Source organism: Alcanivorax sp. IL2 (assembly GCF_047495475.1).
Classification (GTDB): Bacteria; Pseudomonadota; Gammaproteobacteria; order Pseudomonadales; family Alcanivoracaceae; genus Alcanivorax.
The window spans coordinates 1,352,188-1,378,146 of the sequence record NZ_CP179932.1 but is presented as its reverse complement, the minus strand read 5'-3'; the positions used below and the strand labels follow the sequence as shown (position 1 = coordinate 1,378,146).

Genomic DNA, 25,959 nt, shown 5'->3' with positions numbered 1-25,959 from the left:
CAGCCTCTTTTCGAGGTCGAATTCGCTGGCAGGCAAGCTCCTGCAGGGAGACTGAGGTGTTACCCCATCATGCCCGGCATCATGTTGTTGTTCAGGCTGATCATCACCCACAGGGAACCGGCCAGGGTGATAAACACCAGCACCAGGGTGAAGATCAGTGCCAGCATGTTCCAGCCCCCTTCCGAATGGAAGTTCATGTGCAGGAAAAACACCATGTGGACAACGATCTGCACCACCATGAAGGACAGGATCAGCAGCGCTGTGGTGGTGGAGCTTTCGAAGACATTGCCCATCACCAGCCAGAACGGGATCACGGTAAGAATCACCGCCAGCACAAAGCCGATCACGTATTCCTTCAGGCTAACGTGGGGGCCTTCCGCCTCGTGGTGATCGTGGTCGTGTGTATGCTCACTCATGGCAGCACTCCCATCAGATAGACATAGGTAAAGACACCCACCCAGACCACGTCCAGGAAGTGCCAGAACATGGACAGACAGAACACCCGACGCTTGTTGGCAGGGATCAGGCCGTGCTTCTTCAGCTGGAACAACAGGGTCACCAGCCAGACGATGCCAAACAGCACGTGCAGGCCGTGGGTGCCCACCAGGGCGAAGAAGGCGGTGAGGAAGCCGCTGGTCTGCGGCGTCGCACCGATGTGGATCAGGTGATAGAACTCGTACAGCTCCAGCCCCAGGAAGGCCGCGCCCAGCAGGGCGGTGATCGCCAGCCAGAACAGGGTGCCCTTCAGGCGGTTGGCCTGCATCTGCAGCATGGCAAAGCCATAGGTGATGGAGGACAACAGCAGGAACGAGGTGTTGATCGCCACCAGGGACAGATCGAACACTTCCATGCCGGTGGGCCCGCCCGCATAGCTGCGCGCCAACACACCGTAGGTGGCGAACAGGGCAGCGAAGATCAGGCAGTCGCTCATCAGGTAGAGCCAGAAGCCCAGCAGGGTACCGTTCTGGGGGTGGTGATCCCCCTTCACCAGAAACTCCAGCTGGCCATCCTGCGTTTTCACGTCAGCGGTCATGGTTGCTTCAGACATTGGCAAGCACCTTGGTTCGTTCGGCTTCAATCCGTTCTACTTCCTCAGCGGGGATGTAGTAGTCACGGTCGTAATTGAAGGTGTGGTAGATGGCGGTGCCGATCAGTGCCACGAAGGTCACCGCTGCCGCCAGCCACATGTGCCAGATCAGGGCGAAGCCACAGGCCACGCTGATCGCCGACAGCACGATGCCTGCCCAGGTGCCCTTGGGCATGTGAATCGGGATAAAGCCGGATTCCGGGCGCTTGAAGCCGTGCTGTTTCATCTGCCACCAGGCGTCCAGATCGTGCACACGCGGAGTGAAGGCAAAGTTGTAAGGCGGCGGCGGCGAGGAAGTAGACCACTCCAGGGTACGGCCATCCCACGGGTCACCGGTCTCATCGGCCAGCGCTTCGCGGCGACGGAAGCTGACGATCAACTGGATCAGGAAGGCCGCAATACCCACCGCAATCAGCACCGCACCGAAGGCGGCAATCTGGAACCAGATCTGCAGGGACTGATCCTCGAAGTGGCTGACACGACGGGTCACGCCCATCAGGCCGAGCACGTACAGCGGCATGAAGGCGAAGTAGAAACCGATCAGCCAGAACCAGAACGACAGCTTGCCCCAGAACTCATCCAGCTTGTAACCGGTGGCTTTCGGGAACCAGTAAGTGATACCGGCAAACAGACCGAACAGCACGCCACCGATGATCACGTTATGGAAGTGGGCGATCAGGAACAGGCTGTTATGCAGCACGAAGTCCACCGGCGGTACCGCCAGCAACACCCCGGTCATGCCACCGATCACGAAGGTGACCATGAAGCCCAGGGTCCACAGCATGGGCACATCGAACTTGATGCGGCCACGGAACATGGTGAACAGCCAGTTGAAGATCTTCGCCCCTGTCGGTATCGAGATAATCATGGTGGTGATCCCGAAGAACGAGTTCACGCTGGCCCCCGAGCCCATGGTGAAGAAGTGGTGCAGCCATACCAGGTAGGACAGCACGGTAATCACCACGGTGGCGTAGACCATGGAGGTGTACCCGAACAGCGGCTTGCGGCTGTAGGTGGCCACGATCTCGGAGAAGATACCGAACACCGGCAGGATCAGGATGTACACCTCCGGGTGACCCCAGATCCAGATCAGGTTCACGTACATCATGGCGTTGCCGCCCATGTCGTTGGTGAAGAAGGCGGTGCCCAGATAACGATCCAGGGTCAGCATGCCCAGCACGGCGGTCAGCACCGGGAAGGCCGCCACGATCAACACGTTGGTGCACAGGGAGGTCCAGGTGAACACCGGCATCTTCATCAGGCTCATGCCCGGGGCACGCATCTTGACGATGGTCACCAGCAGGTTGATCCCCGATAGCAGCGTACCCACCCCGGCGATCTGCAACGACCAGATGTAGTAATCCACCCCCACCCCGGGACTCTGCAATATCCCCGATAGTGGCGGATAGGCCAGCCAGCCGGTCTTGGCGAACTCGCCCACGAACAGGGACACCATCATCAGCGCGGCGCCACCGGCGGTCATCCAGAAGCTGAAGTTGTTCAGGAACGGGAAGGCCACATCACGGGTGCCGATCTGCAACGGGATCAGGTAGTTCATGATCCCGGTCACCAGCGGCATGGCCACGAAGAAAATCATGATCACGCCGTGGGCGGTGAAGATCTGGTCGTAGTGATCCGGTGGCAGATAGCCCATGTTGTCGCCGAAGGCGAAGGCCTGCTGCAGGCGCATCATGATGGCATCGGCGAAACCGCGCAGCAGCATCACCAACCCCAGGATGATGTACATGATGCCGATCTTCTTGTGGTCGATGGAGGTGAACCACTCGGTCCACAGATACCCCCACAGCTTGTAGCGAGTCAGCGCCACCAGCATGGCCACGCCACCCACTGCCACCACGGCGAAGGTAGCCAGAATGATCGGATCATGGAACGGAATCGCGTCCCAGGTGAGACGTCCGAAAATGAGTTTGGTCAGGTCCAGGTTTTCAAACATGGGCGACACCTGCTACGACAATTTTTGTTTGCTCCCCTCTCCCTTTGGGGGACCAGCGCAGCGCAGAACAGCCGCAGGCTGGCCCGAAGGGTGAGCGAAGCGAATAAAGGGGCCGGGGGAGAGGGAAAATCCGCAAGGATTTATTCATGGTGGCCTCCATGCGCGTCATGGCCGGCGTGGGCGTCGTGCCCTTCAGCGGCATCCGCCTCCTGCTTGCCATGGCCGCTGTGATACATCATGTCTTCCATGCACACGGTGCCCGGGTCCACGCAGCGGTTGAGAATGGCGTGGTACAGGGTCGGGTCGACGCTGGCATAGCGCTTCACCGGGTCCTTGATGCTGGGCACTTCCAGCGCCTTGTAGACCTCACGGCTGAGGGTGTTGCCGCTGGCCTTGTTCTTGTCCACCCAGGCCTGGAAGTCCGCCTCGCTGAGGCCATGGAACTGGAACTTCATGTGCGAGTAGCCGGCGCCACTGTAGTTGGCGGAGAAGCCCTGGTAGACGCCCGGCTCGTTGATCACGCCGTGCAGCTTGGTCTCCATGCCGGCCATGGCGTAGATCTGCCCGGCCATGGCGGGGATGAAGAAGGAATTCATCATGGTGGAGGCGGTGATCTTGAAGCGGATCGGCTGATCCACCGGCGCCGCCAGCTCATTCACCGTGGCGATGCCCTGCTCCGGGTAAATGAACAGCCACTTCCAGTCCAGCGCCACCACTTCCACGGTGAGCGGCTCCAGATCCGCCGGGATCGGGGTGTTGGCGTCGATGCGATCCAGCGGCCGGTAGGGATCCAGCTTGTGGGTATACACCCAGGTCATCGCCCCCAGGGCAATGATGATCAGCAGCGGCACCGCCCAGATCACCAGTTCCAGCACGGTGGAATGGGTCCAGTCCGGTTTGTAGGTGGCCTCGGTGTTTGACGCGCGGTAACGCCAGGCAAACCACAAGGTCAGCACGATGACAGGAACGATGACCAGCAGCATCAGGATGGTGGACCAGACAAGCAGGTCCCGCTGTTGCACTGCCACATCACCAGAGGGGGACATCACGACTGCATCGCAACCCGACAGCAGGGCAGCGACAAGCAACGTCAGCGACACTCCACGCAAGTATTTGAATATTTGCATTGGCGGCTATTCTGGTTGGCTTATGGGATAGGGGAACTCTAGCCAAGGCAATGGGAAGCGGGTATTGGACATTTTGTCCCATGGCCTTAAAGTGCTAGGGGAATGAGCTACAAGCTACAAGCTTCAAGCTGCAACGCGATCAGACTGATTCGTTGTAGCAATTCTGTGCCCGCGCCTAGGGCAATACGCGGGCACGGCCGAGCAGAGCCGCGAAGCCATCACCGCGCCTTGCAGCTTGAAGCTTGTAGCTTGCAACTCCCCAACACGAAATTCGAGCGCACAACATGTCCCAACCCCAGCAGTCCCACGGTTCCAGTCATGCCCCGGTGGCGCCCAATGAAATCGCCGTCGGAGTGGTCATCGGCCGGACTTCCGAATACTTCGACTTCTTTGTCTACGGCATCGCCTCGGTACTGATCTTCCCGCAGGTATTCTTCCCCTTCGCCGACCCGCTACAGGGCATGCTCTATTCCTTCTCCCTGTTTGCCCTGGCGTTTGTGGCCCGGCCCTTCGGTACCGCCCTGTTCATGACCATCCAGCGTCATTGGGGTCGCGGCATCAAACTCACCGCCGCCCTGTTCCTGCTGGGCACCGCCACCGCCGGCATCGCCTTCCTGCCCGGGTACGAGAAGCTGGGTGGCTACGCCATTACCCTGCTGGCCCTGTTCCGCATCATGCAGGGGGTGGCTTTCGGCGGCTCCTGGGATGGTCTGCCCTCGCTGCTGGCCCTGAACGCACCAAAGGAAAAGCGTAGCTGGTACGCCATGATCGGGCAGCTGGGCGCCCCGCTGGGCTTCGTCATTGCCAGCGCCCTGTTCCTGTTTCTCTATAACAGCCTGAGCGCCCCGGATTTCCTGGGCTGGGGCTGGCGTTACCCGTTCTTCGTAGCCTTCGCCATCAACGTGGTCGCCCTGTTCGCCCGCCTGCGTCTGGTGCTCACCGAGGAATACACCGAAGCCCTGGAAGAAAGCGAGCTGGAGCCCATCGGCACCACCGAGATGGTGCGCAAGCAGGGCTACAACATCTTTATCGGCTCCTTCGCCGCCCTGGCCAGCTATGCCCTGTTCCACCTGGTGACCATCTTCCCGCTGTCCTGGATCGCCCTGCAGGGCAGCCAGACCACCGGCCAGGTGCTGACCGTGCAGATCGTCGGCGGCATCGTGGGCATTATCGCCACCATCGGCTCCGGCTGGATCGCCGCGCGCATCGGCAAGCGCACCACCGTGGGCGCCCTGGCGGCGGTGATCGGCGTCTTCAGCCTGCTCACCCCGCTATTGATGGGGGGCAGCCCGGCCATGCAGGACACCTTCATCCTGCTCGGCTTTGCCCTGCTGGGGATTTCCTACGGCCAGGCCTCCGGCACCGTCACCGCCAACTTCGAGCGCCGCTTCCGCTACACCGGTGCCGCCCTCACCTCCGACTTCGCCTGGCTGTTCGGCGCCGCCTTCGCCCCCCTGGTGGCCCTGGGCCTGTCCGCCAAGTTCGGCCTGCTGTCGGTCACCGTCTACCTGCTCTCCGGCGTCATCTGCACCCTGCTGGCGTTGGCGGTGAACCAGACCCTGGTGGACCAAAGCGAGGACTAAGCTCTCGACAAGGCCGCCGTAGGAGCGGCGCTTGAGCCGCGAACCGCGTGCAAACGCGGAATCGTCCGGAGGACGATCAGGGTCGTCAGAACGGAACAGGGCTCCCGATAGAGAGACCCGAACCAGCTGATAATCTCTTCCTCGCTGTCGCTCGGTTCGCGCCTCAAGAGGCGCTCCTACAGCGGCTCCGTAGAACGCAAAAAGGCCGCATCCAACATCTGGACGCGGCCTCTTTCCTATCAGACCCGACAAACCCGGATCCGCGTTGCAGCTTGTAGCTTGTAGCTTGTAGCTCTTAACTCAAGCTCCCCAACGCTTTCTTGGTAAACGGCGCGATCTCTTCCTCACGCCCTTCCTTCACCTTCAGCAGCCAGTTCGGGTCCTGCAGCAGCGCCCGGCCCACCGCAATCATGTCGAACTCGTCGTTGTCCATGCGTCGGGTCAGCTCATCCAGCGCCGCCGGGTTGGCGGTGCCGCCCATGCCTTCCGGGCTGTTCAGGAAATCCCCATCCAGCCCCACGCTACCCACAGAAATGGTGGGCTTCCCGGTAATCTTCTTGGTCCAGCCGGCCAGGTTCAGGTCGGAACCCTCGAACTCCGGCAGCCAGAAACGACGGGTAGACGCATGGAAAATATCCACGCCGGCGTCCACGAACGGCATCAGGAAGCGTTCCAGCTCTTCCGGATTCTGGGCCAGCTTGGCGTCGTAATCCTGCTGCTTCCATTGGGAAAAGCGCAGCACAATGGCGAACTCCTCACCTACCGCTTCACGGACCGCCTTGACGATCTCCACGCCGAAGCGGGCGCGGTTCTCGATGGAGCCACCGTACTCGTCATCGCGCTGGTTGGTGCCTTCCCAGAAGAACTGGTCCAGCAGATAGCCGTGGGCACCATGAATCTCTACCCCGTCAAAGCCCACCGCTTTGGCGGCCCTGGCGGAGTCAGCAAACGCCTGCACCACGTCCTGGATGTCCTCATGGGTCATGGCGTGGCCATTTTCCTTGCCCGGCTTGAACAGGCCGGACGGCGAATGCCCGGGCACGTCCTTGTCCGGACCAATCCCGGGCTTGCGCACCGAGCCCACGTGCCAGAGCTGCGGGATAATCTGGCCACCGGCCTCGTGGACCGCATCCACCACCTTCTTCCAGCCCGCCATGGCCACATCACCGTAGATCGCCGGCACCCGCTCATAGCCGTTGGCCGCCTTGTGGCCCACAAAGGTGCCCTCGGTGATGATCAGGCCCACCTCGCCTTCCGCCCGACGGCGGTAGTAACCCACCACCTCGTCATTGGGCACATAGCCCGGCGAGAAGGTGCGGGTCATGGGGGCCATGGCCACCCGGTTACGCAGGTTCAGGGATTTGTGCGCAAAAGGGCGCAGCAGACTGTCCAGGGAACCACTCATTGTTACTCTCCCGAATTTTGTTTCACTCTGGCGCTCAAGCGAGCGCGATAAAAAACAACAGAATCAGCGAGGCCACCAATCGGCGGCCCTCAATTTGGTTGCGTAATAAAACCTTATTTGGTTTCGTTATGCAACCTTTCTGGCGTACAATGCCACCCATGACACGCAAACGCTTCGATGAAATGGGCTGCTCGGTAGCCTGCGCCCTCAATGAGGTCGGTGACTGGTGGTCCCTGCTGGTGGTCAAGCAGGCCATGCTGGGCACCCGCCGCTTTGTGGATTTCCAGCACAACCTGGGCATCGCCAAGAACATCCTCTGCAACCGCCTGACCCGGCTGGTGGACAACGGGGTAATGGTGCGTGTGGACGTGGGCGAGCACGGCAAGCGCTACGAATACCGCCTCACCGACAAGGGCCGCGACCTGTTTACGGTAGTCACCGCCCTGCGCCAGTGGAGCGAACGCTGGAACGGCGAGAAAGACACCATGCAGCTGGTGGACCGCCAGACCGGAGAGCCGCTGGCGCCGGTTACCGTCCAGAACCAGCAGGGTCAGACCCTCACCGTGCGGGATGTGCGGTTTGTGGATGAAGATGGGAAGCCGCTGGAGGAAGCGGGATGACCACCGGGTCCGCCCTGCACCAACGATGGCGCACCGCCGTCGCCCCGCTACTGCCTGACCCGGAGCCCACCTGGCAACAACTGGTCAACCACTACAGCGAGCCCCACCGCCACTACCACACCCTGGACCACGTCGCCGCCTGCCTGGGATGGCTGGACCATTACCGACACCTCGCCGCAGATCCGCTTAGCCTGGAACTGGCCTTGTGGGCCCATGATGTAATCTACGATCCCCGCGCCAGTGATAACGAAGCTCGCAGTGCAGACTGGTTTGCCCAGCACTTTGCTGGCAGCTACCTCACGGATCAACAGCGCGCCCGAGTACACGAACTCATCCTGGCCACCATCCACCCGCACCCTCCCACAGACCCGGACATGGCCCTGCTGCAGGATATCGACCTGAGTATTCTTGGGGCAGATGCGGAATTGTACGACCGGTATGAAGGGTGGATTCGGAAGGAATATGACTTTGTGCCGGAGGCGGCGTTTCGGAAAGGGCGTAGCGCTGTGTTGGAGAGTTTTCTGGATCAAGGGGTGATTTATCACACCGCTGAGCTAAGGGAGAAGCTGGAGTTGCCAGCCAGAGAAAACCTCTGTCGCGCACTGAAGAATCTGCGAGATTAACGCCCTATCCGTAGGAGTGTCGCTCGCGGCGCGATTTCTAAAAATCGGGATCAGGTCTTAAATATTTCAATCAAGTGCACGATGCAAGAGCTGACCCCATTAATCGTGGTTATGTTTTTTGGTCCCACCCTACAACTTGATCGTTATCAAGTGTGATTCGAAGACCGTATCGGTTACCACCTTGGTGATTATACTTCCAGACTTCTTTCTTCTTGGTTTTAAGGGCTTTTTAGTCCACGGAGTGTGGCCGACCCAACGAATCCACAAGCTGTTCAGCAGTTTGCCCCTGCCAAAAGGAACGATTCATAAGCGCCAAAACAAGATCTTCATCCTTATACTTCGCCATCAAGGACTCTCTTCGCTGTTTTTTCTGAACGGCCCGGACAAAAATGATCACCCCGACAACTGAAGCCACAATAGCTACAATTGAAACCCAACCAACAGACTCTCCCAGCTTCATTGCCCCATAAATAGGAAGAGCAATCACAATCAAGGCTGCTATACCTTGCGTCTCTGCTTTCGTCATCCTTTTCGCCATTCAGCCCCCTTTCAAACATAACGTCGCCAACAACGGCAGACTTGTGATTGTAAATTTTGCGCAACAATGGCGAAGCCATGCACAAAAGGCGCAAGCCCAAGGCTGTCCAGAGAGCGCAGCGAACGATGTTGCTTGGCCTTGTTAGGTGTTTCTGCCTTTAAGTAAGCCAAGTTCATAAAATGTTTTATCAAAGTCTCTTAATCGCTCATTCTCAGGGTAGCTGTACTCTGCTTGCATTAATACATCACGCCAATCTACTTGAGCGAGCTTTACTTTCTCGTGAAAAGTTGAAACATCACCATTAGATAGATAAACAATAGCCCGTATGATTCTATTGCCAATCATGCCCTTTGTTTTGGCATCAAGAACTTTCAACTCTTCGTGGACTTCGTTGGCTCTTTCGCCAAAGTCGTTCTCGATTTTTTGGTATATGTCTAATGCCATTTAACACCTAACGCCCGGCTCACGCGCCGGTTTGGAGCCGCGAAGCGGCGAAAAACCGGTCTCTGTGCAGCCGATTGTTATAAGTTCTTGGTATTAACTCTGTTCCCGCAATGAATGCACACGATGGAGCCACTGAACCACTTTGCAACCACGGATGCCCAATTACCACTTGAGTCAGGATGTGGCTTTTTAAAGGTCTGGATGGTGAGGCACCGGCCACAATGAGGGCAGCGGACGAAGAATGCGAGAACAACGTGCACTGCTGCGAAAACCAAAAACCCGTAGAACAGCCTGACCAATACACCTTTATCTCCAGACTCAGCCACCATCGTAAAGGCGAAATACAAGCCACAGGCCAATAACATTGCCCAAGCGCAGTAGACGCTGATCGCATTAAGCTTTCCGATGGTAAGGAATTTCACCATGCTTTTAGATCCCGCAACTTATAACGCCATGCTCAGCCGCCGCGTCAGCGGTCTAACTGGAGCTTCTTGTTAGGTTGCGGCACAAGAACCTCAACCAGCCTCACTTCTTCAGGCGTTCTCCATGCGTAAAGGAACAAAGCAATCAAGGCAATCCCTCCAACAATGACAAGTACCGACGGATGGTTAGCACCTAGATATATAGCTAAAAAATGCAAGACAAATGCTACCAAACCATATTTTATCAGTGTAGGAGCCGCACCCTTCCACCCCTTTTCTTTGATAATATTCTCAGGCCTTTTTAGATACACACCACAATGAGGGCATATAAAAGACAACTTCTTTTCCCTCCAATCCTCGCATCCCGCATTACGGGGAGAGAAAAGTTCACCACAATTTTGGCACTTGTATCTCATGACAACCTAACAGTGTATTCAATTGCAGATGCGATATATCACTTTGCAATATATCCCCGACCCAACTCTTTGCTCAAATCACGCTAAAACCGAATTGACTCAGTGGGTTACCGCCAGAGCAGCATCCACTCTCACCTGACTTTTCTTGCATTTGCGTGTTGAACAGGAAATTTAGTTCGGACTTTTCTCGCACCCCAAAACCCGAAAATTCACTTTATCTCAGCAACTTACAAAAATATGTAAGCCATATCCTACAAATTAAACTTGCGCGCGGGTGAAAAACGGGCGGAGGAGTGGCCACATATCAGGCCGACAATAAGCGGGACGCTTCGGGTACAACGGATGAATTGCGGTTTGCGTAGGGTGCACTGAGCCTGGGGCGAACTGCACCGCTTGGGTGGGAAATGGTGCAGTTCGCCTTAGGCTCAGTGCACCCTACTCGTTCGGTAGAGGGGTAGGTGCGGTAACGCTAGGCGCGCAAGAGATGGAGCGTATTACAGGCCTGCCAGACGACGGGCCTGCCAGTAACGCTGGCGCCAGTAGGGATTACTGAGGGACGAAGTCATCACGCCCTTGCTGGAGGACGCATGAAGGAAATCGCCGTTGCCCATGTAGATGCCTACATGGCGGTTGCCGGGGCCGGTGCGGAAGAACACCAGGTCGCCCACGCGGATCTCATCACGGCGGACTTTTTCGCCGCTTTTCAGCAGTTCGGTGGTGGTGCGCGGTACCTGCATACCCAGGCGGGACAGGAAGGTGAGATAGACAAAGCCGGAGCAATCCACACCGCGGGGGCTCAGGCCGCCGTAGCGGTAGGGAACGCCTTTCCAGTCTTCGTGCTGGGCTTGCAGGGAAACGCGCAGGGGCGGCGCTTCGGACATCACTTCTGCCACCAGCGCATCCAGTTCCTGCTGGGACTGGAGATCCGGTGCTGTGCCGGCATACGCCGCATCGGCGGGCGCACCGGGCGCTTGCGAGGCGGGAGGCGCGTCAACAGGTGCCCTGCCGGCACAGCCGGCCAGCAGGAGCAGCAAACAACTTAACAAAGGAAGGGTGTGGCGCATGGAGGGATAAGGCAGCGGTGTGGCCATTCGGTTCCCTCCTGAGCGGCGTAGGCCCTCAGGCCTGCGCCAGCTCCTCGCGCATTTGCTGGATGACCGCGGCGTAGTCGTCCTTGCCGAAGATGGCGGAGCCGGCCACGAAGGTGTCGGCGCCGGCGGCGGCGACTTCGCGGATGTTCTTTTCGGAAACGCCGCCATCCACTTCCAGGCGGATATCATAGCCGCTGGCGTCGATCATCTGGCGCACGGCGCGGGTTTTGTCCAGCGTGGAGGGGATAAACTTCTGACCGCCGTAGCCCGGGTTCACGCTCATCAGCAGGATCATGTCCAGCTTGTCCATCACGTATTCCAGGCAATCCGGGCGGGTGGCCGGGTTGAGGACCAGGCCGGCCTTGCAGCCGTAGCTCTTGATCAGCTGCAGGGAGCGATCCACGTGCTGGCTGGCTTCCGGGTGGAAGGTAATGTAGCTGGCGCCGGCTTCGGCGAACATGCTGATCAGTTCATCCACCGGGCTGACCATCAGGTGCACGTCGATGGGGGCGGTGATGCCGTGGTCGCGCAGGGCCTTGCAGACCATGGGGCCGATGGTCAGGTTGGGCACGTAGTGGTTGTCCATCACGTCGAAGTGGATCACGTCCGCCCCGGCGGCCAGCACGTTATCGCACTCTTCCCCGAGACGGGCGAAGTTGGCCGCGAGAATGGAGGGGGCGATCAGATAATCCTGCTTGGGCATGACAATTCCTCAAAATTCGTTTGTCGCGACAGTGTCACTGTGGGAGCGGTCGTTCGACCGCGAAAATGTGCCGGGGCCGAAATCGCTGTCGAACGACCGCTCCCACAAAAAACCGTTTCAGCGTCGGGTCAGCAATCGATCCAGTTCGTTCAGGCGCTCGGGGGTGCCGATATCCCACCACTGGCCGATGTGGTGCTCGCCGCTGACGGCATCGTCTGCCATGGCGGCGCGCAGCAGCGGCGCCAGTTTCGCTTCGCCATCGGGCAGATCCCGGAACAGGGCCGGATCGAACCGCCCCATGCCCGCATAGGTCAGCCTGGGTTCGCCATTATCGCGCACCCGGCCCCCTTCTGTCAGATGAAAATCCCCGCCCGGGTGGTGGTCCGGGTTATCCGCCAGCACCAGATGCACCGGGTCGGGACGGTCTGCCACCAGCCGGGACAGGTCGAAGTCGGTCCAGATATCGCCATTCACCAGCACAAAGGGCGCATCGCCCAACAGCGGTAGCGCCCGGCGAATGCCGCCGGCAGTTTCCAGCGGAGTGCCTTCATGGGAATAGGCGATGGGGATGCCAAAGCGCCGACCGTCGCCCAGGGTGGCGGCCAGTCTGTCGCCCAACCAGCCGGTGTTGATTACCAGGGAGTCGATGCCGGCATCACGCAATTTCTCGATATGGTATTCGATCAGCGCCTTGCCCCCGGCCTGCAGTAACGGCTTGGGGGTATGGTCGGTGAGGGGCCGCATGCGCTTGCCGTAGCCGGCGGCCAGGATCATGGCTTTCACTCGTTGTCCTCGAGCTGATCCAGGATCCACTCCAGGTCCGCCAGCTCCGGGCGGCGGGCGATGACGGTGCGCAGGTAGGCGAAGAATCGGGCTACATCGCCCAGATATTTGGGTTTGCCGTCCCGGTGGCAGATGCGGGCAAAGATACCGATCACCTTGAGGTGGCGCTGGGCGCCCATCAGGTCGCAGTGGCGCAGAAAGGTATCGAAGTCCGCCGGCACCGGCAGGCCTGCGGCGGTGGCCTTGTCGAAATACTGGCGCAGCCAGCCCAGCACCCGCTCTTCCGGCCAGCTGATAAAGGCATCCTTGAACAGGCTGATCACGTCATAGCTGATGGGGCCGGCCACCGCGTCCTGGAAATCCAGCACGCCGGGGTTGGGGTCGGACACCATCAGGTTGCGGGGCATGTAGTCCCGGTGCACAAAGACCTGCGGCTGGGCCAGGGCCGATTCGATCAGCACAGCGAACACACGGTCCAGGCGCTGGCGCAGCTCGCCGGTGACCACCTTTTCCCGGTGGCGAAACAGGTACCACTGGGGGAACAGCTCCAGCTCCCTTTGCAGCAGGGCTTCGTCATAGACTGGCAGGCCGCTCACATCGGTATGCAACTGCTGGGTAATCAGGGTATCGATGGCGGCGCTGTACCAGGCATCCGCATTGTTCTCGTTCAGGGCGGTCAGCCAGGTTTCATTGCCCATATCGGTGAGCAGCAGAAAGCCCTGGTCCAGATCCTGATGGACGATTTCCGGCACATGCAGGCCGGCACGCTGAAGACGCTGGGCCACGTCGATAAAGGGGCGACAATCTTCCTGGGCCGGCGGCGCATCCATGGCGATCAGGCTGCGGCCACCATGCTGATAGCGAAAATAACGACGGAAACTGGCATCCGCGGAAGCCGGCTCACCCGCCACACCGGCACCGAGGTAAGTACTTACCCACTGGTCCAGGGCGACCTTGCGGGGGTCGGCCTTATTGTCGGATTTACTTTTATCAGGCTGCATTGCCTTCCTTGTTCGATTACACTGCCGCTTTTACAGGGCGGAATTGCCGCCGCTGTACAAAACGGCCTTTTTACCTGTTCTGAGCAGCCGATGCCACTGCCCGTACAACGAATTCTTATCCCCGGCCTGCTGCTACTGGCAGGCACCAGCACCGCGGACAACGACCTTAACTGGGTTGACCGCGAAGAAATGGCCACGTTCCCTGCCGTGCAACAGCGCAGCATCCCGGAATGGTGTGGCGGCATCTACTATAACCCGGCCGTGGGCATCCCCGTGGCAGGCAGCGACACCGTGGTCACCGCCGACCACTCCACCATGTCGCAGAATGGCCTGATCGAGCTGGACGGCGACGTGCTGATCGAACAGCCCGGCAGCCGCATTACCACTGACAGCGCGCAACTGGACCAGGCCACCGGCAAGTTCCAGCTGGAAAACGGCATGCGCCTGGAAAGCGACCAGGCCACCTTTATTGCCTCCAGCATGAGCGGCCAGACCCGCCGCAAGGAAGGCAGCCTGCTGGGTGTGCGCTATTCCCTGCTCAATACCGCCGCCCGCGGCAGCGCCGACTATATTTTCCTCAACGAAACCACCACCACCATTACCCGTGGCACCTACACCACCTGTGCGCCGGGCTCCAATGGCTGGTCTCTGGAAGGGGAACGTATTTTCCTGGACCGGGAAAAGGGCTGGGGCGAAGCCAATAATGTGGTGCTGAAGGTGAAGAGCATGCCGATCTTCTGGCTGCCCTGGATGACCTTCCCCATTGACGACCGCCGCAAGACCGGCCTGCTGTTCCCCACCATTGCTATCGGTGACAGCAGCGGCGGCCTGGACATTACCCAGCCGATCTACGTGAACATCCACCCACAGCTGGATGCCACCATCGGCCCCCGCTTTATCGATGGCCGTGGCGAAGGGGTGGACTCCGAATTCCGCTACCTGACGCCCTGGGGCGAAGGCGACATCAGCTACGGGGTGCTGTTCAACGACCGCAAGTTCGATGACGAAGACCGGCAGGTGGCCCGTTGGACCCATAACGGCAATATCAACCGCTGGAATCTGAAGACCGACTTCAATTACGTGTCGGACGACTTCTATTTCAAGGACCTGGACACCGGCCTGGAAATCAGCTCCCAGACCCACCTGCCCCGGCTGGCGGAAGCCCGCTATTACGGCCGCACCTGGCAGGTAATGGGGCGCATGCAGTCCTGGCAGACCATCGACCCGACCCTGGCGGATCAGGATCTGCCCTACCGCCGTCTGCCACAGTTGCAGCTCACCGGTGACCCGACCCTGTATGGCCCCCTGAAAGGGCTGTGGCTGTCTGATATCACCTCTTTCGAGCGCAGCGGGTCCGATGACAGCGGCAAGGCCACCGGCCTGCGCGCCCACGCGGCCCCGGCCCTGAACCTGCGCCTGCAGCAACCCTGGGGCTATCTGGAACCCCGCGCCCGGCTGTATCACACCCGCTATGAGCTGGACAGTGTGGACGCCAACGCGGAAGACAATCCGGATATCACCACCTGGGGGGCCAGTGTGGATTCCGGCCTGTTCTTCGAGCGCCCCAGCCGCTGGTTTGGTGAAGACTTCACCCAGACTCTGGAACCGCGCCTGTTCGTCAACAAGGTGGCGTTCAAGAATCAGGACTTCCTGCCCAACTTCGACAGCCGCGAGCTGACCTTCTCCTACAACTCGCTGTTCCGGGAAAACCGCTTTATCGGCTACGACCGCATTGGTGACGAGGAAAAACTGGCGCTGGGCCTGACCAGCCGTTTCCTCCATGATGCCACCGGCCGCGAACAACTTCGGCTGCGCCTGGCCCAGGGTTTCTACTTCGAAGACCGCAAGGTGGTCACCGAGCAGACCGTGGAAGACCCCACCGATGACCAGACGCCACTGGTGGGTGACGCCCGATGGAACTTTGCCCGCGACTGGTACCTCTACACTGAAGCCCAATGGGATCTGGAAGAAAACGAGCGGGAACGCTCCAGCTTCCAGATCGGTTACAACGACCGGGAACGCCGGGTGGTCAATGTGGGCTATCACGACCGCCCCGAAGACGACATCCGCGAATCGGAACTCAGCGGCATCCTGCCAATTCATCGCCACTGGCGCATGGTAGGCCGCTGGATGTACGACCTGGAAAACAAGCGCACCCTGGAAACCATAGCCGGGGCCGAATACCGCAATTGCTGCTGGAAACTGCGCCTGCTGAGTCAGCGGGAACTGGTGGATGATGATGGCGATGGCGATCTCGAAGCCGACAGCACCATCTGGATACAAATTCAGATGGTTGGCCTGGGCGGCTTCGGCGGCCAGGTGGATGCCCTGCTGGAGCGCAGTATTCCGGGATACAGGAGACAGTATGATTGATAGAACGCTGCACGCTGCACGACGCACGCTGCACGCCAGACACACCCTGCTTGGCCTGCTGGCCATGGCCGTGCTGATGTTGCCGGCCTGGTCCCACGCCAAGGTGCAGATGCTCGACCGCATCGTGGCCGTGGTCAACGACGGCGCCATCATGGCCAGCGAGCTGGACGAGCGCATCAACACCATTGCCCTGCAATTCCAGGAAAAGGGCCAGCCACTGCCGCCCCCGGCGGTGATGCGTGAGCAGGTGCTCGACCGCATGATCCTTGAGCGCATGCAGCTGCAACTGGCCGACCGGGGCGGCATCAAGGTCGACGACGCCACCCTCAATCAGGCACTGGCCGGCATTGCCCGCCAGAACGGCATGACCCTGGAAGATTTCGCCGCCGCCCTGCGCCAGGACGGTTACGACTGGGCCCAGTTCCGTGAGCAGATCCGCCAGGACATGCTGATTTCCCGCCTTCAACAACGCAGCGTTGCCTCGCGCATTCGCATCACCGACCGGGAAGTGGACCGTTTCCTGAATTCGGAAATGGGCAAGAAGATGTTCGAAGCCGACTTCCGTCTTGGCCATATTCTGGTGCGGCTACCCGCCGGCGCCAGCCCGGAGCAAGTCCAGGACGCCAAACAGAAAGCCGAGAGCATCGTGGAACGCCTGAAGCAGGGCAGTGACTTCCAGCAGCTGGCCACGTCGGAATCCGACGGCCCCAAGGCCCTGGAAGGCGGTGACCTGGGTTGGCGCCCGGCGGCCCAATGGCCCAGCCTGTTCGCAGAAACCGCCATCGACATGAACAAGGGCGAGATTTCCCAGCCGCTACGCTCCGGGGCCGGCTTCCATATCATCAAGATGATGGACCGCAAGGGCGGCATCGAAAAAGTGGTCACCCAGTACCAGGTCCGTCACGTACTGATCAAGGCCGATGCATTGACCAGCCCCCAGGAGGCTCGCTCAGAAGCCATGCGCCTGCACGACAGCATTGCCTCTGGCCAGCAAGCGTTTGCCGCCGTGGCAGCGGAGCATTCCGACGATCCGGGTAGTGCCCGTAACGGTGGCGAGCTGGGCTGGATCACCCAGGGCGAGATGGTGCCGGAATTCGAGGACATGATGCTCAACACCCCGGTGGGCGAGCTGTCGCCGGTGTTCGAAAGCCAGTTCGGCTTTCACTTCCTGCGCGTGGACGACACCCGCGACGCGGACATGAGCGAAGAATTCCGTCGCATGCAGGCCACCCAGGCCCTGCAGAAGCGCCGTTTCGAGGAAGAGCTGGAAACCTGGCTGCAAGAGCAGCGCAGCGAATCCTACGTGGATATTCGCTTATGAGTCTGACGTCTGACGTCGGACGTCTGACGCCAGAACGTCCCATCGCCATCACCTGCGGGGATCCCGCAGGCATCGGCCCTGATCTGGTACTGACCCTGCCGGCATCCTTCCCGGACGCCCGGCTTGTTGTCATCGCTGATCGCGACGTCCTTACCCAGCGAGCCAGGCAACTCGACCTGGCCATTACGCTCTCCGACTGGCAGCCAGGGCAACCGCTGACACCGGGCACCCTGCCGGTGTGGCACACCCCGGCCGGGTCGTCGGTGACCGCCGGGCAGCCCGATCCGGCCACCGCCAGCGGCACCCTCACCATGCTCAGCCGCGCGGCACAGGGCTGCCTGGATGGCACCTTTGCCGCCATGGTGACCGCTCCTGTGGCCAAAAACGTGATCTGTGAGGGCGCCGACCCGGCCTTTACCGGCCATACCGAGTTTCTCGCCGAACAGGCCGGGGTGGACCAGGTAGTGATGATGCTCACCGCCCGCGAACTGCGGGTGGCCCTGGTCACCACCCATCTGCCGCTCAGTCAGGTGTCACGGGCGGTAACGGCAGACAGCCTGACCCGCACCCTGACCATTCTGCGCGACGACCTGATCGGCAAGTACCGCATTGAGGCGCCGCGCATTCTGGTGCTGGGGCTTAACCCCCATGCCGGCGAAGGCGGCCACCTGGGCCGCGAAGAACTGGATGTGATCATCCCCACCCTGGACGCCCTGCGCGATCAGGGCATGGCGCTCACCGGCCCGGTGCCGGCGGATACGGCCTTTCAGCCGGACCTGCTGGCGCAGCACGATGCGGTGCTGGCCATGTACCACGACCAGGGCCTGCCGGTGCTCAAGTACGCCGGCTTTGGCGAAGCCATCAATATCACCCTGGGGCTGCCCTTTATCCGCACTTCCGTGGACCATGGCACCGCCTTCGATCTGGCCGGCACCGGCCAGGCCAAGGCCGGCAGCCTGATCGCCGCCACCCGACTCGCTCTGGAGCTTGCCGCCACATGACAGAACACCGCACCCGCAAACGTTTCGGCCAGCACTTTCTGCATGACCGCAATCTGGTAGACCTGATGGTGCGTACCCTGGGGCTGCAGAAAGACGACACCCTGGTGGAAATCGGTCCCGGGCGCGGCGCGCTCACCTACCCGCTGCTGGAAAAGCTGCCGCATCTGCACGTGGTGGAGCTGGACCGGGACCTGATCGCCCTGCTGCGTCAGGAAAACAGCCCGGAACGCCTGACCATCCATGAAAGCGACGCCCTGCGCTTCGATTTCCGCACCCTGAAACCGACGGACAAGCCGCTGCGGGTGATCGGCAACCTGCCCTACAACATCTCCACGCCGCTGATCTTCCACCTGCTCAGCCAGGCGAACGCCATCAGCGACATGACCTTCATGTTGCAGAAGGAAGTGGTAGACCGGCTCACCGCCCGCCCCGGCACCCGTGACTGGGGGCGCCTGTCGATCATGGTGCAGTACCACTGTCAGGCGGATTACCTGTTCTTTGTCCCCCCGGAGGCCTTCAGCCCGCCGCCCAAGGTGGATTCCGCCGTGGTCCGGCTGATGCCCCATGCCAGCCTGCCCCACCCGGCGGACGACGAAGAGCATCTGCGGCGGCTGGTGGCCCAGGCCTTCACTCAACGACGCAAGGCCATCCGCAATAGTCTAAAATCACAGGTCACCCTGGAGCAGTTCGAGCAGGCGGGCATTGACGCCGGCCTGCGCCCGGACCAGCTCTCCGTGGCAGACTATGTGGCCCTGGCCAATATCACCCGGCCAGAGGCGGGCACCGCCTAGCCGGGCCAAGCAGCCGCGCCAGAGCCAGCCAGGTAACCGAACCCATTCAGCGAGAATCACATCAACGGAGCAACCATGAGCCCGCGCCATAATATTCAGGTCTCGGTGGAAACCGAATTTCTCGCCGATCAGAGCGACGTGGACAACCAGCGCTGGGTGTTTGCCTACCACATCACCATTCGCAATGAGGGTACCGTCAGCGCCCGCCTGTTGACCCGTCACTGGGTGATCACCGATGGCGAAGAGCGCGTGCAGGAAGTCCATGGCGAAGGCGTCATCGGCGAACAGCCCCACATCGCCCCGGGCCAGGCCTTTTCCTACACCAGCGGCGCCATCCTGGAAACCGAAGTCGGCAGTATGCGCGGCAGTTACCAGATGATTGCAGAAGATGGCACACACTTCGACGCACAAGTCCCGATGTTTACTCTTGCGGTACCGCATGCGCTGCATTGATTCCGGCCTGCAACACGCCAACAGGACCAGGCCAACCGGGACTGGAGGTGCCCATTGAGCGATTACGCCATCGGTGACTTGCAGGGCTGCCTGAAGCCCTTCAATTGCCTGCTGGAACAAATCAATTTCAATGCGGATCGCGACCGGCTGTTCCTCGCCGGCGACCTGGTCAACCGCGGCCCGGATTCCCTGGGCACCCTGCGCCGGGTTTATGAGCTGCGCGAGAATGTGCACGCCGTACTGGGCAACCACGACCTGCACCTGCTGGCAGTGGCCCAGGGCAGCACCGACAGCCGCCGTAAGGACACCCTCACGGATATCCTCGAGGCACCGGACCGCGACGCCCTGTTGGGCTGGCTGCAGAACTGCCCGCTATTGGTGGATATCCCTGAACATCAGGCGGTGATGACCCATGCCGGCATTCCGCCACTGTGGACACTGCCCGAAGCACGGCAACGGGCCCGGGAAGTGGAGCAGGTACTGCGCGGCCCTCAGGTGGGCGAGTATTTCGCCAACATGTACGGTAACCAGCCGGCGGGCTGGGACAACGCCCTGCAAGACGCGGAACGCTGGCGGGTCATCACCAACCATTTCACCCGCATGCGTTTTGTGGACCTGGCCGGAGCTCTGGATCTGGGCAGCAAGGGCGAAGCCGATGCCCCTCCGGAAGGTTTCATGCCCTGGTTCCTGCACCCCCATCGTCAGGCCACTGACACCCGCATCCTGTTCGGCCACTGGGCGGCACTGGAAGGCCACACTGACGTGGCAAACGTAGACGCCCTGGATACCGGCTGCGTCTGGGGCGGCAGCCTCACCGCCCTGCGCCTGGACGATCTGACCCGCATCGCCTGCCACTGCTGACTCTCAGCGCATGCAGGCGCTTTCCCTCGCTGTAACACCCTGCGCAAATCCATGGCAATCTGCCAGCTACCTACGAGTGTTCGAACGGTGTTTTGCTTACCACTTGCCGCCCTTTACGGCTCGCCTCCGGCCTGTCAGACATTCGCCACACTTCATCCTTTTTCTGCCAAAAAACATTTCCTTCCGCTTTGACTTCATCTGCCGTTTGGCTACATGCTAAAGATGTGACTGCACGGTCAGACCTGCAGTCATGAATACCCACTTTCATTTTTTATTTACGCGACTTTTTTTAATAATCAATCAAAGTGATCAAGGCATCTATCAAGGACACGTACCGCATGTAGTTTTGTTGTGACCATTGTTGGTTTCGCCAGGAGGAAGCAGGCATGAGCATTATCAGCCACTACCAGGCCCGGTTTGACAGCACACAGCAGGAAGAAATGTCGCTGGAAGAATACCTGGACCTGTGCAAACGCGACCCCAGCGCCTACGCCACGGCCCCCGAGCGCATGCTGATGGCCATCGGCGAGCCAGAAATGGTCGACACCGCCAAGGACCCACGCCTGTCACGCATCTTCTCCAACAAGGTCATCCGTCGCTACCCTGCCTTCGACGAGTTCTACGGCCTGGAAGAGGTGATCGAGAATATCGTCAGCTACTTCCGCCATGCCGCTCAGGGCCTGGAAGAAAAGAAACAGATTCTTTACCTGCTCGGCCCGGTGGGCGGCGGCAAATCCTCCCTGGCGGAAAAGCTCAAGGCGCTGATGCAAAGAGTGCCTTTCTACGCCATCAAGGGTTCCCCGGTTAACGACTCTCCCCTGGCCCTGTTCGACCCGGAAGAAGATGCCCCGATTCTGGAAGAGGAATACGGCATCCCGCGCCGCTATATCCGCACCATCATGTCGCCCTGGGCGGTAAAACGACTGCATGAATTCGGCGGCGACATCAGCCAGTTCCGGGTGGTGAAACGTTACCCGTCCATTCTCGACCAGGTCGCCGTGGCCAAGACCGAGCCGGGTGATGAAAACAACCAGGATATTTCTGCCCTGGTGGGCAAGGTGGATATCCGCAAACTGGAAGATTTCGCCCAGGACGACCCGGACGCCTATTCCTTCTCCGGCGGTCTGTGTCGGGCCAATCAGGGCATTCTGGAATTCGTGGAAATGTTCAAGGCACCGATCAAGGTGCTGCATCCCCTGCTGACCGCCACCCAGGAAGGCAATTACAACGGCACCGAACACATGGGTGCGATTCCCTTCGACGGCATCGTGCTGGCCCACTCCAACGAAGCGGAGTGGCACACCTTCAAGAACAACAAGAACAACGAAGCCTTTATCGACCGGGTCTATATCGTCAAGGTGCCCTACTGTCTGCGTGTCACCGAAGAAATGCAGATCTATGAAAAACTGCTGCGCAATTCCAGCCTGCGTGACGCCCATTGCGCACCAGACACCTTGCACATGCTGGCGCAGTTCTCTTCCCTGACCCGCCTCAAGGAACCGGAAAACTCCAGCATTTATTCCAAGATGCGGGTCTATGACGGCGAGAACCTGAAAGACGTGGATCCCCATGCCAAGTCCATGCAGGAATATCATGACATGGCCGGCGTCGACGAAGGCATGAACGGCCTCTCCACTCGCTTCGCTTTCAAGATCCTGTCCAAGGTCTTCAACTACGACCACACCGAAGTGGCAGCCAACCCGGTGCATCTGATCCATGTGCTCGAGCAACGCATTGATCAAGAGCAGTTTCCCCAGGAGCAACAGGAGCAATACCGCCGCTTCATCAAGGAGTACCTGGTACCGCGCTACGTGGAATTTATCGGCAAGGAAATACAGACCGCCTACCTGGAGTCCTATTCCGAGTATGGCCAGAACATCTTCGACCGCTATGTCACCTACGCGGACTTCTGGATTCAGGATCAGGAATTCCGCGACCCGGACACCGGTGAGATTTTCGACCGTCAGGCTCTCAACGAGGATCTGGAGAAAATCGAAAAGCCCGCGGGCATCTCCAACCCGAAGGATTTCCGCAACGAAGTGGTCAACTTCGTCCTGCGCGCCCGCGCCAACAACAATGGCAAGAACCCCAGCTGGCTCAGCTACCAGAAACTTCGCGACGTGATCGAGAAGAAAATGTTCTCCAACACCGAAGACCTGCTGCCGGTGATTTCCTTCAACGCCAAGGGCAGCGAAGACGATCAGCGCAAGCACAGCAACTTCGTGCAGCGCATGGTCTCCCGAGGCTATACGGAAAAACAGGTACGCCTGCTATCCGAATGGTACCTGCGAGTTCGCAAGGCGCAGTAGCAAACTCCCCGTAGGAGCTATGCTTGCATGGCGAACCTGCTTGCGAATACCCATGATTCGCCATGCAAGCATAGCTCCTACGCAAGGGGCACATAGCCGGAGGAAGCAATGAGCTACATCATTGATCGCCGCCTGAACGACAAGCGCAAGAGCACGGTCAACCGCCAGCGTTTTTTGCGTCGTTATCGCAAGCACATCCGCGAAGCCGTCAATGATGCGGTGAACCGCCGCTCCATTCAGGATATGGAACAGGGCGAGCGTATCAATATTCCTCGCAAGGACCTGTCCGAGCCCATTTTTCATCATGGCCCCGGCGGGCAACGCAGTATCGTGCACCCCGGCAACAAGGAGTTTCACCCGGGCGACCGGATCATGCGACCGGAAGGCGGAGGCGGACAAGGCAGCGGGGATGGTCAGGCCAGTGACCAGGGGGAAGGCGATGATGCCTTCGCCTTTGAAATCGACAAGCAGGAATTCCTCAACTTCCTGTTCGAGGACCTGGAGCTTCCCAACCTGATAAAGCGACACCTGGAAGGCGCCCAGACCTTCCAGACCAAACATGGCGGCATTGTCAGCCAGGGCATGCCCGCCAAGATCAATATTGTCCGCTCCATGCGCCAGGCCTCCATGCGGCGCCGGGCACTCACCGCCGCCACCCGGCGACGCATTCGTGATTTCAAAGCGGAACGAGAGGAACTGCTACAAAAGGACCAGTCCCCGCAACGCCAGGCTCGCCTGCAGGAACTGGACGAGCAGATTGCCAAGCTGGAACGACGCCTGGATCGCATTCCGTTTCTGGATACCGTAGACCTGCGCTTCAATCATCATGTGAAAGTGCCCGTGCCGGTGAGCCGGGCGGTGATGTTCTGCATCATGGATGTATCCGGCTCCATGAATCAGGACATGAAGGATCTGGCCAAACGTTTCTTCCTGTTGCTGTATCTGTTCCTGCAGCGCAATTATGAAAAAATCGAGGTGGTTTTTATCCGCCACCACACCAGTGCCAAGGAAGTGGATGAGGAAGAGTTTTTCTATTCCCGGGAGACCGGCGGCACCATTGTCTCCAGTGCATTGAAACTCACCCGCGACATCATCAACGAACGCTACCCGGTGGCGGAGTGGAATATCTATGCCGCCCAGGCCTCCGATGGCGACAACTGGAATGATGACTCCCCGGCCTGCGCCAAGTTGATTGAAGAAGAACTGCTACCCAAGTTGCAGTACTTCTCCTACGTGGAAGTTATGCCCCGTGCCCACCAGGCCCTCTGGGACCACTATCAAAGCATCATGGAAAAACACCCCACTGCGTTTTCCATGGCACAGATTGACGAGCCCGGCGAGATCTACCCGGTTTTCCGTCACCTGTTCAAGAAACGCATGGAGGACGCATGAGCTTTTTATCTCAAGGGTCCGACTGGGATTTCGAACTGCTGGCGCGCTATGACGAGGCGATTGCCGATATTGCCCATAACAAATATGGCCTCGACACCTACCCCAACCAGATCGAGGTGATTTCCTCCGAGCAAATGATGGACGCCTATTCCTCGGTGGGCATGCCGGTGGGCTACAACCACTGGTCCTTCGGCAAACAGTTTGTCGAAGTGGAGGGCCGCTATCGGCGCGGGCAGATGGGGCTGGCTTATGAAATCGTCATCAACTCCGACCCTTGCATTGCCTACCTGATGGAAGAGAACAGCATCGCCATGCAGGCCCTGGTGATCGCCCACGCCAGCTATGGGCACAATTCCTTCTTCAAGAACAATTACCTGTTCAAGACCTGGACCGATGCCTCCTCCATCATCGATTACCTGGTATTCGCGCGGAACTACATTGCCGAGTGCGAAATGCGCCACGGTGTCACTGCCGTGGAGGAAACCCTGGACTCCTGCCATGCCCTGATGAATTACGGGGTAGATCGCTACAAACGCCCCTCCCCCATTTCCGCCGTGGAGGAAAAACGCCGCCAGCGCGAACGGGAAGAGTCGCTGCAGAAGCAGGTCTCGGAGTTATGGCGCACCTTTCCGCAATTACAGCCGGCCACCCAACGTCGCGAGGAGGACGGCACCTTCCCGGCTGAACCACAGGAAAACCTGCTTTATTTCATCGAGAAAAATGCCCCTCTTCTGAAACCCTGGCAACGGGAAATCATCCGCATCGTGCGCAAGATGGCCCAGTACTTCTACCCGCAACGCCAGACCAAGGTAATGAACGAGGGTTGGGCATGCCTGTGGCACTACACCCTGCTCAACGATCTCTACGACAAGGGTCTGGTCACCGATGGCTTCATGCTGGAATTCCTGCAGAATCACAGTCAGGTGATCTACCAGCCCCCCTTTACGGCCCCCTTCTACAGCGGCATGAATCCCTATGCGCTGGGCTTCAACATGTTCCAGGATATCCGCCGCATTTGCGAAAACCCGGATGACGAGGACCGGGAGTGGTTTCCGGAAATCGCCGGCTCCAACTGGGTCGAGACGGTGAAATTTGCCATGGAGAGCTTCAAGGATGAGAGCTTCATTCAGCAATTTCTGTCACCGAAACTGATCCGTTACTTCAAGTTTTTCCAGATCGACGATGACGATCACAACGATTACGTGGAAGTGGCAGCGATTCATAATGAACAGGGTTACCGCAAGGTCCGCGACGCCCTGGCCGAGCAGTACAACCTGAGCATTCAGGAGCCCAACATCCAGATCGTGCGCGCCAACATTCATGGCGACCGAGCCCTGACCCTGCGTCACCAGCGTAGCAGCAGCCGACCTCTGGATGATGACAGCGCCCGGGAAGTCCTGCGCCACCTGCACCGGCTGTGGCAGTTCGACGTACACCTGGAAAGCGTGGAAAACGGCAGCGTGGTCAGCCATCACAGCATGCCCCCGGAGCCGGCCCCTACCGTTTCTTCGTAACCAATAGCCTGTGCCGCAAGACTGAACGGCAAAGGTCGCAGCCATCAGAGAAACGCGTAACAACCAGAATGTGTAGGGTGCACTGAGCCCAAGCGAACTGCACCAACCCGGGGCCGCAGCGGTGCAGTTCGCTTGGGCTCAGTGCAC

The 25,959-nt window shown here is 59.6% G+C and carries 23 protein-coding genes; 12 read left to right on the top strand and 11 right to left on the bottom strand.

What is annotated here, in order from left to right; genetic code table 11:
- Positions 1 to 59 precede the first annotated feature (59 nt).
- The 4 genes from cyoD to cyoA form a co-directional block, all read right to left on the bottom strand.
- Complete coding sequence (gene cyoD, locus ACMG4N_RS06430) at positions 60 to 416, bottom strand: cytochrome o ubiquinol oxidase subunit IV (RefSeq protein WP_035250241.1); 357 nt, start codon at positions 414 to 416, stop codon at positions 60 to 62.
- Positions 413 to 1,048 carry a cytochrome o ubiquinol oxidase subunit III gene (gene cyoC / locus ACMG4N_RS06425; protein ID WP_297770221.1) on the bottom strand — a complete coding sequence of 212 codons (636 nt, stop codon included), beginning with the start codon at positions 1,046 to 1,048 and terminating at the stop codon, positions 413 to 415. The genes cyoD and cyoC overlap by 4 nt, the downstream gene beginning before the upstream one ends.
- Positions 1,041 to 3,041, bottom strand: coding sequence for a cytochrome o ubiquinol oxidase subunit I (cyoB, locus tag ACMG4N_RS06420; protein WP_297770218.1), 2,001 nt, complete (start codon positions 3,039 to 3,041; stop codon positions 1,041 to 1,043). Before cyoB ends, cyoC begins: the two co-directional genes overlap by 8 nt.
- A 140-nt stretch (positions 3,042 to 3,181) precedes the next feature.
- Positions 3,182 to 4,168 carry a ubiquinol oxidase subunit II gene (gene cyoA, locus ACMG4N_RS06415; RefSeq protein ID WP_297770215.1) on the bottom strand — a complete coding sequence of 329 codons (987 nt, stop codon included), beginning with the start codon at positions 4,166 to 4,168 and terminating at the stop codon, positions 3,182 to 3,184.
- 284 nt (positions 4,169 to 4,452) lie between these two features.
- Here cyoA and ACMG4N_RS06410 point away from each other — a divergent pair, with 284 nt between their 5' ends.
- On the top strand, positions 4,453 to 5,751 hold the full coding sequence (locus ACMG4N_RS06410; protein ID WP_297770211.1) for an MFS transporter: 1,299 nt from the start codon (positions 4,453 to 4,455) through the stop codon (positions 5,749 to 5,751).
- 295 nt (positions 5,752 to 6,046) lie between these two features.
- Here ACMG4N_RS06410 and ACMG4N_RS06405 read toward each other — a convergent pair whose 3' ends face one another.
- Positions 6,047 to 7,156, bottom strand: a complete 1,110-nt coding sequence (locus ACMG4N_RS06405) for an NADH:flavin oxidoreductase (RefSeq protein WP_297770207.1) — start codon at positions 7,154 to 7,156, stop codon at positions 6,047 to 6,049.
- A gap of 158 nt (positions 7,157 to 7,314) precedes the next feature.
- Between ACMG4N_RS06405 and ACMG4N_RS06400 the strand changes: the two genes are divergently transcribed.
- Together ACMG4N_RS06400 and ACMG4N_RS06395 are read left to right on the top strand one after the other, a co-directional pair.
- A complete protein-coding gene (locus ACMG4N_RS06400; RefSeq protein WP_297770205.1) occupies positions 7,315 to 7,776 on the top strand; it encodes a winged helix-turn-helix transcriptional regulator in 462 nt (153 codons plus the stop codon).
- On the top strand, positions 7,773 to 8,399 hold the full coding sequence (locus ACMG4N_RS06395) for an N-methyl-D-aspartate receptor NMDAR2C subunit (protein ID WP_297770202.1): 627 nt from the start codon (positions 7,773 to 7,775) through the stop codon (positions 8,397 to 8,399). The genes ACMG4N_RS06400 and ACMG4N_RS06395 overlap by 4 nt, the downstream gene beginning before the upstream one ends.
- Before the next feature lie 229 nt (positions 8,400 to 8,628).
- On the opposite strand, the gene ACMG4N_RS06390 is transcribed toward ACMG4N_RS06395, so the two are convergent.
- From ACMG4N_RS06390 to ACMG4N_RS06365, 6 genes are all read right to left on the bottom strand, one after another.
- Entirely contained in the window at positions 8,629 to 8,925 is a 297-nt protein-coding gene (locus tag ACMG4N_RS06390; RefSeq protein WP_297770200.1) for a hypothetical protein, read from the bottom strand.
- 153 nt (positions 8,926 to 9,078) lie between these two features.
- The gene (locus ACMG4N_RS06385) at positions 9,079 to 9,381 is read right to left on the bottom strand and encodes a hypothetical protein (RefSeq protein ID WP_297770197.1); all 303 of its coding nucleotides are present in this window, start codon (positions 9,379 to 9,381) and stop codon (positions 9,079 to 9,081) included.
- A 1,332-nt stretch (positions 9,382 to 10,713) separates the two neighbouring features.
- Positions 10,714 to 11,310, bottom strand: a complete 597-nt coding sequence (locus tag ACMG4N_RS06380; RefSeq protein WP_297770194.1) for an NlpC/P60 family protein — start codon at positions 11,308 to 11,310, stop codon at positions 10,714 to 10,716.
- A gap of 28 nt (positions 11,311 to 11,338) precedes the next feature.
- Entirely contained in the window at positions 11,339 to 12,013 is a 675-nt protein-coding gene (gene rpe / locus ACMG4N_RS06375) for a ribulose-phosphate 3-epimerase (RefSeq protein WP_297770191.1), read from the bottom strand.
- A 117-nt stretch (positions 12,014 to 12,130) separates the two neighbouring features.
- Positions 12,131 to 12,796 (bottom strand): N-acetylmuramate alpha-1-phosphate uridylyltransferase MurU, encoded by a 666-nt coding sequence (gene murU / locus ACMG4N_RS06370; RefSeq protein ID WP_297770188.1) that lies wholly within the window; start codon positions 12,794 to 12,796, stop codon positions 12,131 to 12,133.
- Complete coding sequence (locus tag ACMG4N_RS06365; RefSeq protein ID WP_297770185.1) at positions 12,793 to 13,797, bottom strand: aminoglycoside phosphotransferase family protein; 1,005 nt, start codon at positions 13,795 to 13,797, stop codon at positions 12,793 to 12,795. Before ACMG4N_RS06365 ends, murU begins: the two co-directional genes overlap by 4 nt.
- 90 nt (positions 13,798 to 13,887) lie before the next feature.
- Here ACMG4N_RS06365 and ACMG4N_RS06360 point away from each other — a divergent pair, with 90 nt between their 5' ends.
- The 9 genes from ACMG4N_RS06360 (at position 13,888) to ACMG4N_RS06320 (ending at position 25,812) form a co-directional block, all read left to right on the top strand.
- Positions 13,888 to 16,170: an LPS-assembly protein LptD gene (locus tag ACMG4N_RS06360; RefSeq protein ID WP_414433122.1), complete on the top strand. Its 2,283-nt coding sequence runs from the start codon at positions 13,888 to 13,890 to the stop codon at positions 16,168 to 16,170.
- Positions 16,163 to 17,491, top strand: coding sequence for a peptidylprolyl isomerase (locus ACMG4N_RS06355; protein ID WP_297770179.1), 1,329 nt, complete (start codon positions 16,163 to 16,165; stop codon positions 17,489 to 17,491). Before ACMG4N_RS06360 ends, ACMG4N_RS06355 begins: the two co-directional genes overlap by 8 nt.
- Positions 17,488 to 18,492: a 4-hydroxythreonine-4-phosphate dehydrogenase PdxA gene (pdxA, locus tag ACMG4N_RS06350; RefSeq protein ID WP_366516928.1), complete on the top strand. Its 1,005-nt coding sequence runs from the start codon at positions 17,488 to 17,490 to the stop codon at positions 18,490 to 18,492. Before ACMG4N_RS06355 ends, pdxA begins: the two co-directional genes overlap by 4 nt.
- Positions 18,489 to 19,283 carry a 16S rRNA (adenine(1518)-N(6)/adenine(1519)-N(6))-dimethyltransferase RsmA gene (rsmA, locus tag ACMG4N_RS06345; protein WP_297770176.1) on the top strand — a complete coding sequence of 265 codons (795 nt, stop codon included), beginning with the start codon at positions 18,489 to 18,491 and terminating at the stop codon, positions 19,281 to 19,283. Before pdxA ends, rsmA begins: the two co-directional genes overlap by 4 nt.
- 75 nt (positions 19,284 to 19,358) lie before the next feature.
- Entirely contained in the window at positions 19,359 to 19,736 is a 378-nt protein-coding gene (gene apaG / locus ACMG4N_RS06340) for a Co2+/Mg2+ efflux protein ApaG (RefSeq protein WP_297770174.1), read from the top strand.
- 54 nt (positions 19,737 to 19,790) lie between these two features.
- Positions 19,791 to 20,597 carry a symmetrical bis(5'-nucleosyl)-tetraphosphatase gene (locus tag ACMG4N_RS06335; protein ID WP_297770171.1) on the top strand — a complete coding sequence of 269 codons (807 nt, stop codon included), beginning with the start codon at positions 19,791 to 19,793 and terminating at the stop codon, positions 20,595 to 20,597.
- Positions 20,598 to 20,983: 386 nt separating this feature from the next.
- Complete coding sequence (locus ACMG4N_RS06330; protein ID WP_297770168.1) at positions 20,984 to 22,906, top strand: PrkA family serine protein kinase; 1,923 nt, start codon at positions 20,984 to 20,986, stop codon at positions 22,904 to 22,906.
- A 108-nt stretch (positions 22,907 to 23,014) separates the two neighbouring features.
- Positions 23,015 to 24,298: a YeaH/YhbH family protein gene (locus tag ACMG4N_RS06325; RefSeq protein WP_297770165.1), complete on the top strand. Its 1,284-nt coding sequence runs from the start codon at positions 23,015 to 23,017 to the stop codon at positions 24,296 to 24,298.
- The gene (locus ACMG4N_RS06320; protein WP_297770163.1) at positions 24,295 to 25,812 is read left to right on the top strand and encodes a SpoVR family protein; all 1,518 of its coding nucleotides are present in this window, start codon (positions 24,295 to 24,297) and stop codon (positions 25,810 to 25,812) included. The genes ACMG4N_RS06325 and ACMG4N_RS06320 overlap by 4 nt, the downstream gene beginning before the upstream one ends.
- Positions 25,813 to 25,959 lie beyond the last annotated feature (147 nt).

Bases quoted from the DNA above. Each gene is read 5' to 3' on its own strand.
- ACMG4N_RS06320 (WP_297770163.1), top strand. From the start codon at position 24,295: ATGAGCTTTTTATCTCAAGGGTCCGACTGGGATTTCGAACTGCTGGCG.
- cyoD (WP_035250241.1), bottom strand. From the start codon at position 416: ATGAGTGAGCATACACACGACCACGATCACCACGAGGCGGAAGGCCCC.
- cyoA (WP_297770215.1), bottom strand. From the start codon at position 4,168: ATGCAAATATTCAAATACTTGCGTGGAGTGTCGCTGACGTTGCTTGTC.
- ACMG4N_RS06325 (WP_297770165.1), top strand. From the start codon at position 23,015: ATGAGCTACATCATTGATCGCCGCCTGAACGACAAGCGCAAGAGCACG.
- cyoC (WP_297770221.1), bottom strand. From the start codon at position 1,048: ATGTCTGAAGCAACCATGACCGCTGACGTGAAAACGCAGGATGGCCAG.
- ACMG4N_RS06380 (WP_297770194.1), bottom strand. From the start codon at position 11,310: ATGGCCACACCGCTGCCTTATCCCTCCATGCGCCACACCCTTCCTTTG.
- rpe (WP_297770191.1), bottom strand. From the start codon at position 12,013: ATGCCCAAGCAGGATTATCTGATCGCCCCCTCCATTCTCGCGGCCAAC.
- ACMG4N_RS06410 (WP_297770211.1), top strand. From the start codon at position 4,453: ATGTCCCAACCCCAGCAGTCCCACGGTTCCAGTCATGCCCCGGTGGCG.
- ACMG4N_RS06355 (WP_297770179.1), top strand. From the start codon at position 16,163: ATGATTGATAGAACGCTGCACGCTGCACGACGCACGCTGCACGCCAGA.
- ACMG4N_RS06395 (WP_297770202.1), top strand. From the start codon at position 7,773: ATGACCACCGGGTCCGCCCTGCACCAACGATGGCGCACCGCCGTCGCC.
- apaG (WP_297770174.1), top strand. From the start codon at position 19,359: ATGAGCCCGCGCCATAATATTCAGGTCTCGGTGGAAACCGAATTTCTC.
- ACMG4N_RS06365 (WP_297770185.1), bottom strand. From the start codon at position 13,797: ATGCAGCCTGATAAAAGTAAATCCGACAATAAGGCCGACCCCCGCAAG.
- ACMG4N_RS06330 (WP_297770168.1), top strand. From the start codon at position 20,984: ATGAGCATTATCAGCCACTACCAGGCCCGGTTTGACAGCACACAGCAG.
- ACMG4N_RS06385 (WP_297770197.1), bottom strand. From the start codon at position 9,381: ATGGCATTAGACATATACCAAAAAATCGAGAACGACTTTGGCGAAAGA.
- ACMG4N_RS06400 (WP_297770205.1), top strand. From the start codon at position 7,315: ATGACACGCAAACGCTTCGATGAAATGGGCTGCTCGGTAGCCTGCGCC.
- ACMG4N_RS06390 (WP_297770200.1), bottom strand. From the start codon at position 8,925: ATGACGAAAGCAGAGACGCAAGGTATAGCAGCCTTGATTGTGATTGCT.
- ACMG4N_RS06405 (WP_297770207.1), bottom strand. From the start codon at position 7,156: ATGAGTGGTTCCCTGGACAGTCTGCTGCGCCCTTTTGCGCACAAATCC.
- ACMG4N_RS06360 (WP_414433122.1), top strand. From the start codon at position 13,888: ATGCCACTGCCCGTACAACGAATTCTTATCCCCGGCCTGCTGCTACTG.
- cyoB (WP_297770218.1), bottom strand. From the start codon at position 3,041: ATGTTTGAAAACCTGGACCTGACCAAACTCATTTTCGGACGTCTCACC.
- pdxA (WP_366516928.1), top strand. From the start codon at position 17,488: ATGAGTCTGACGTCTGACGTCGGACGTCTGACGCCAGAACGTCCCATC.
- rsmA (WP_297770176.1), top strand. From the start codon at position 18,489: ATGACAGAACACCGCACCCGCAAACGTTTCGGCCAGCACTTTCTGCAT.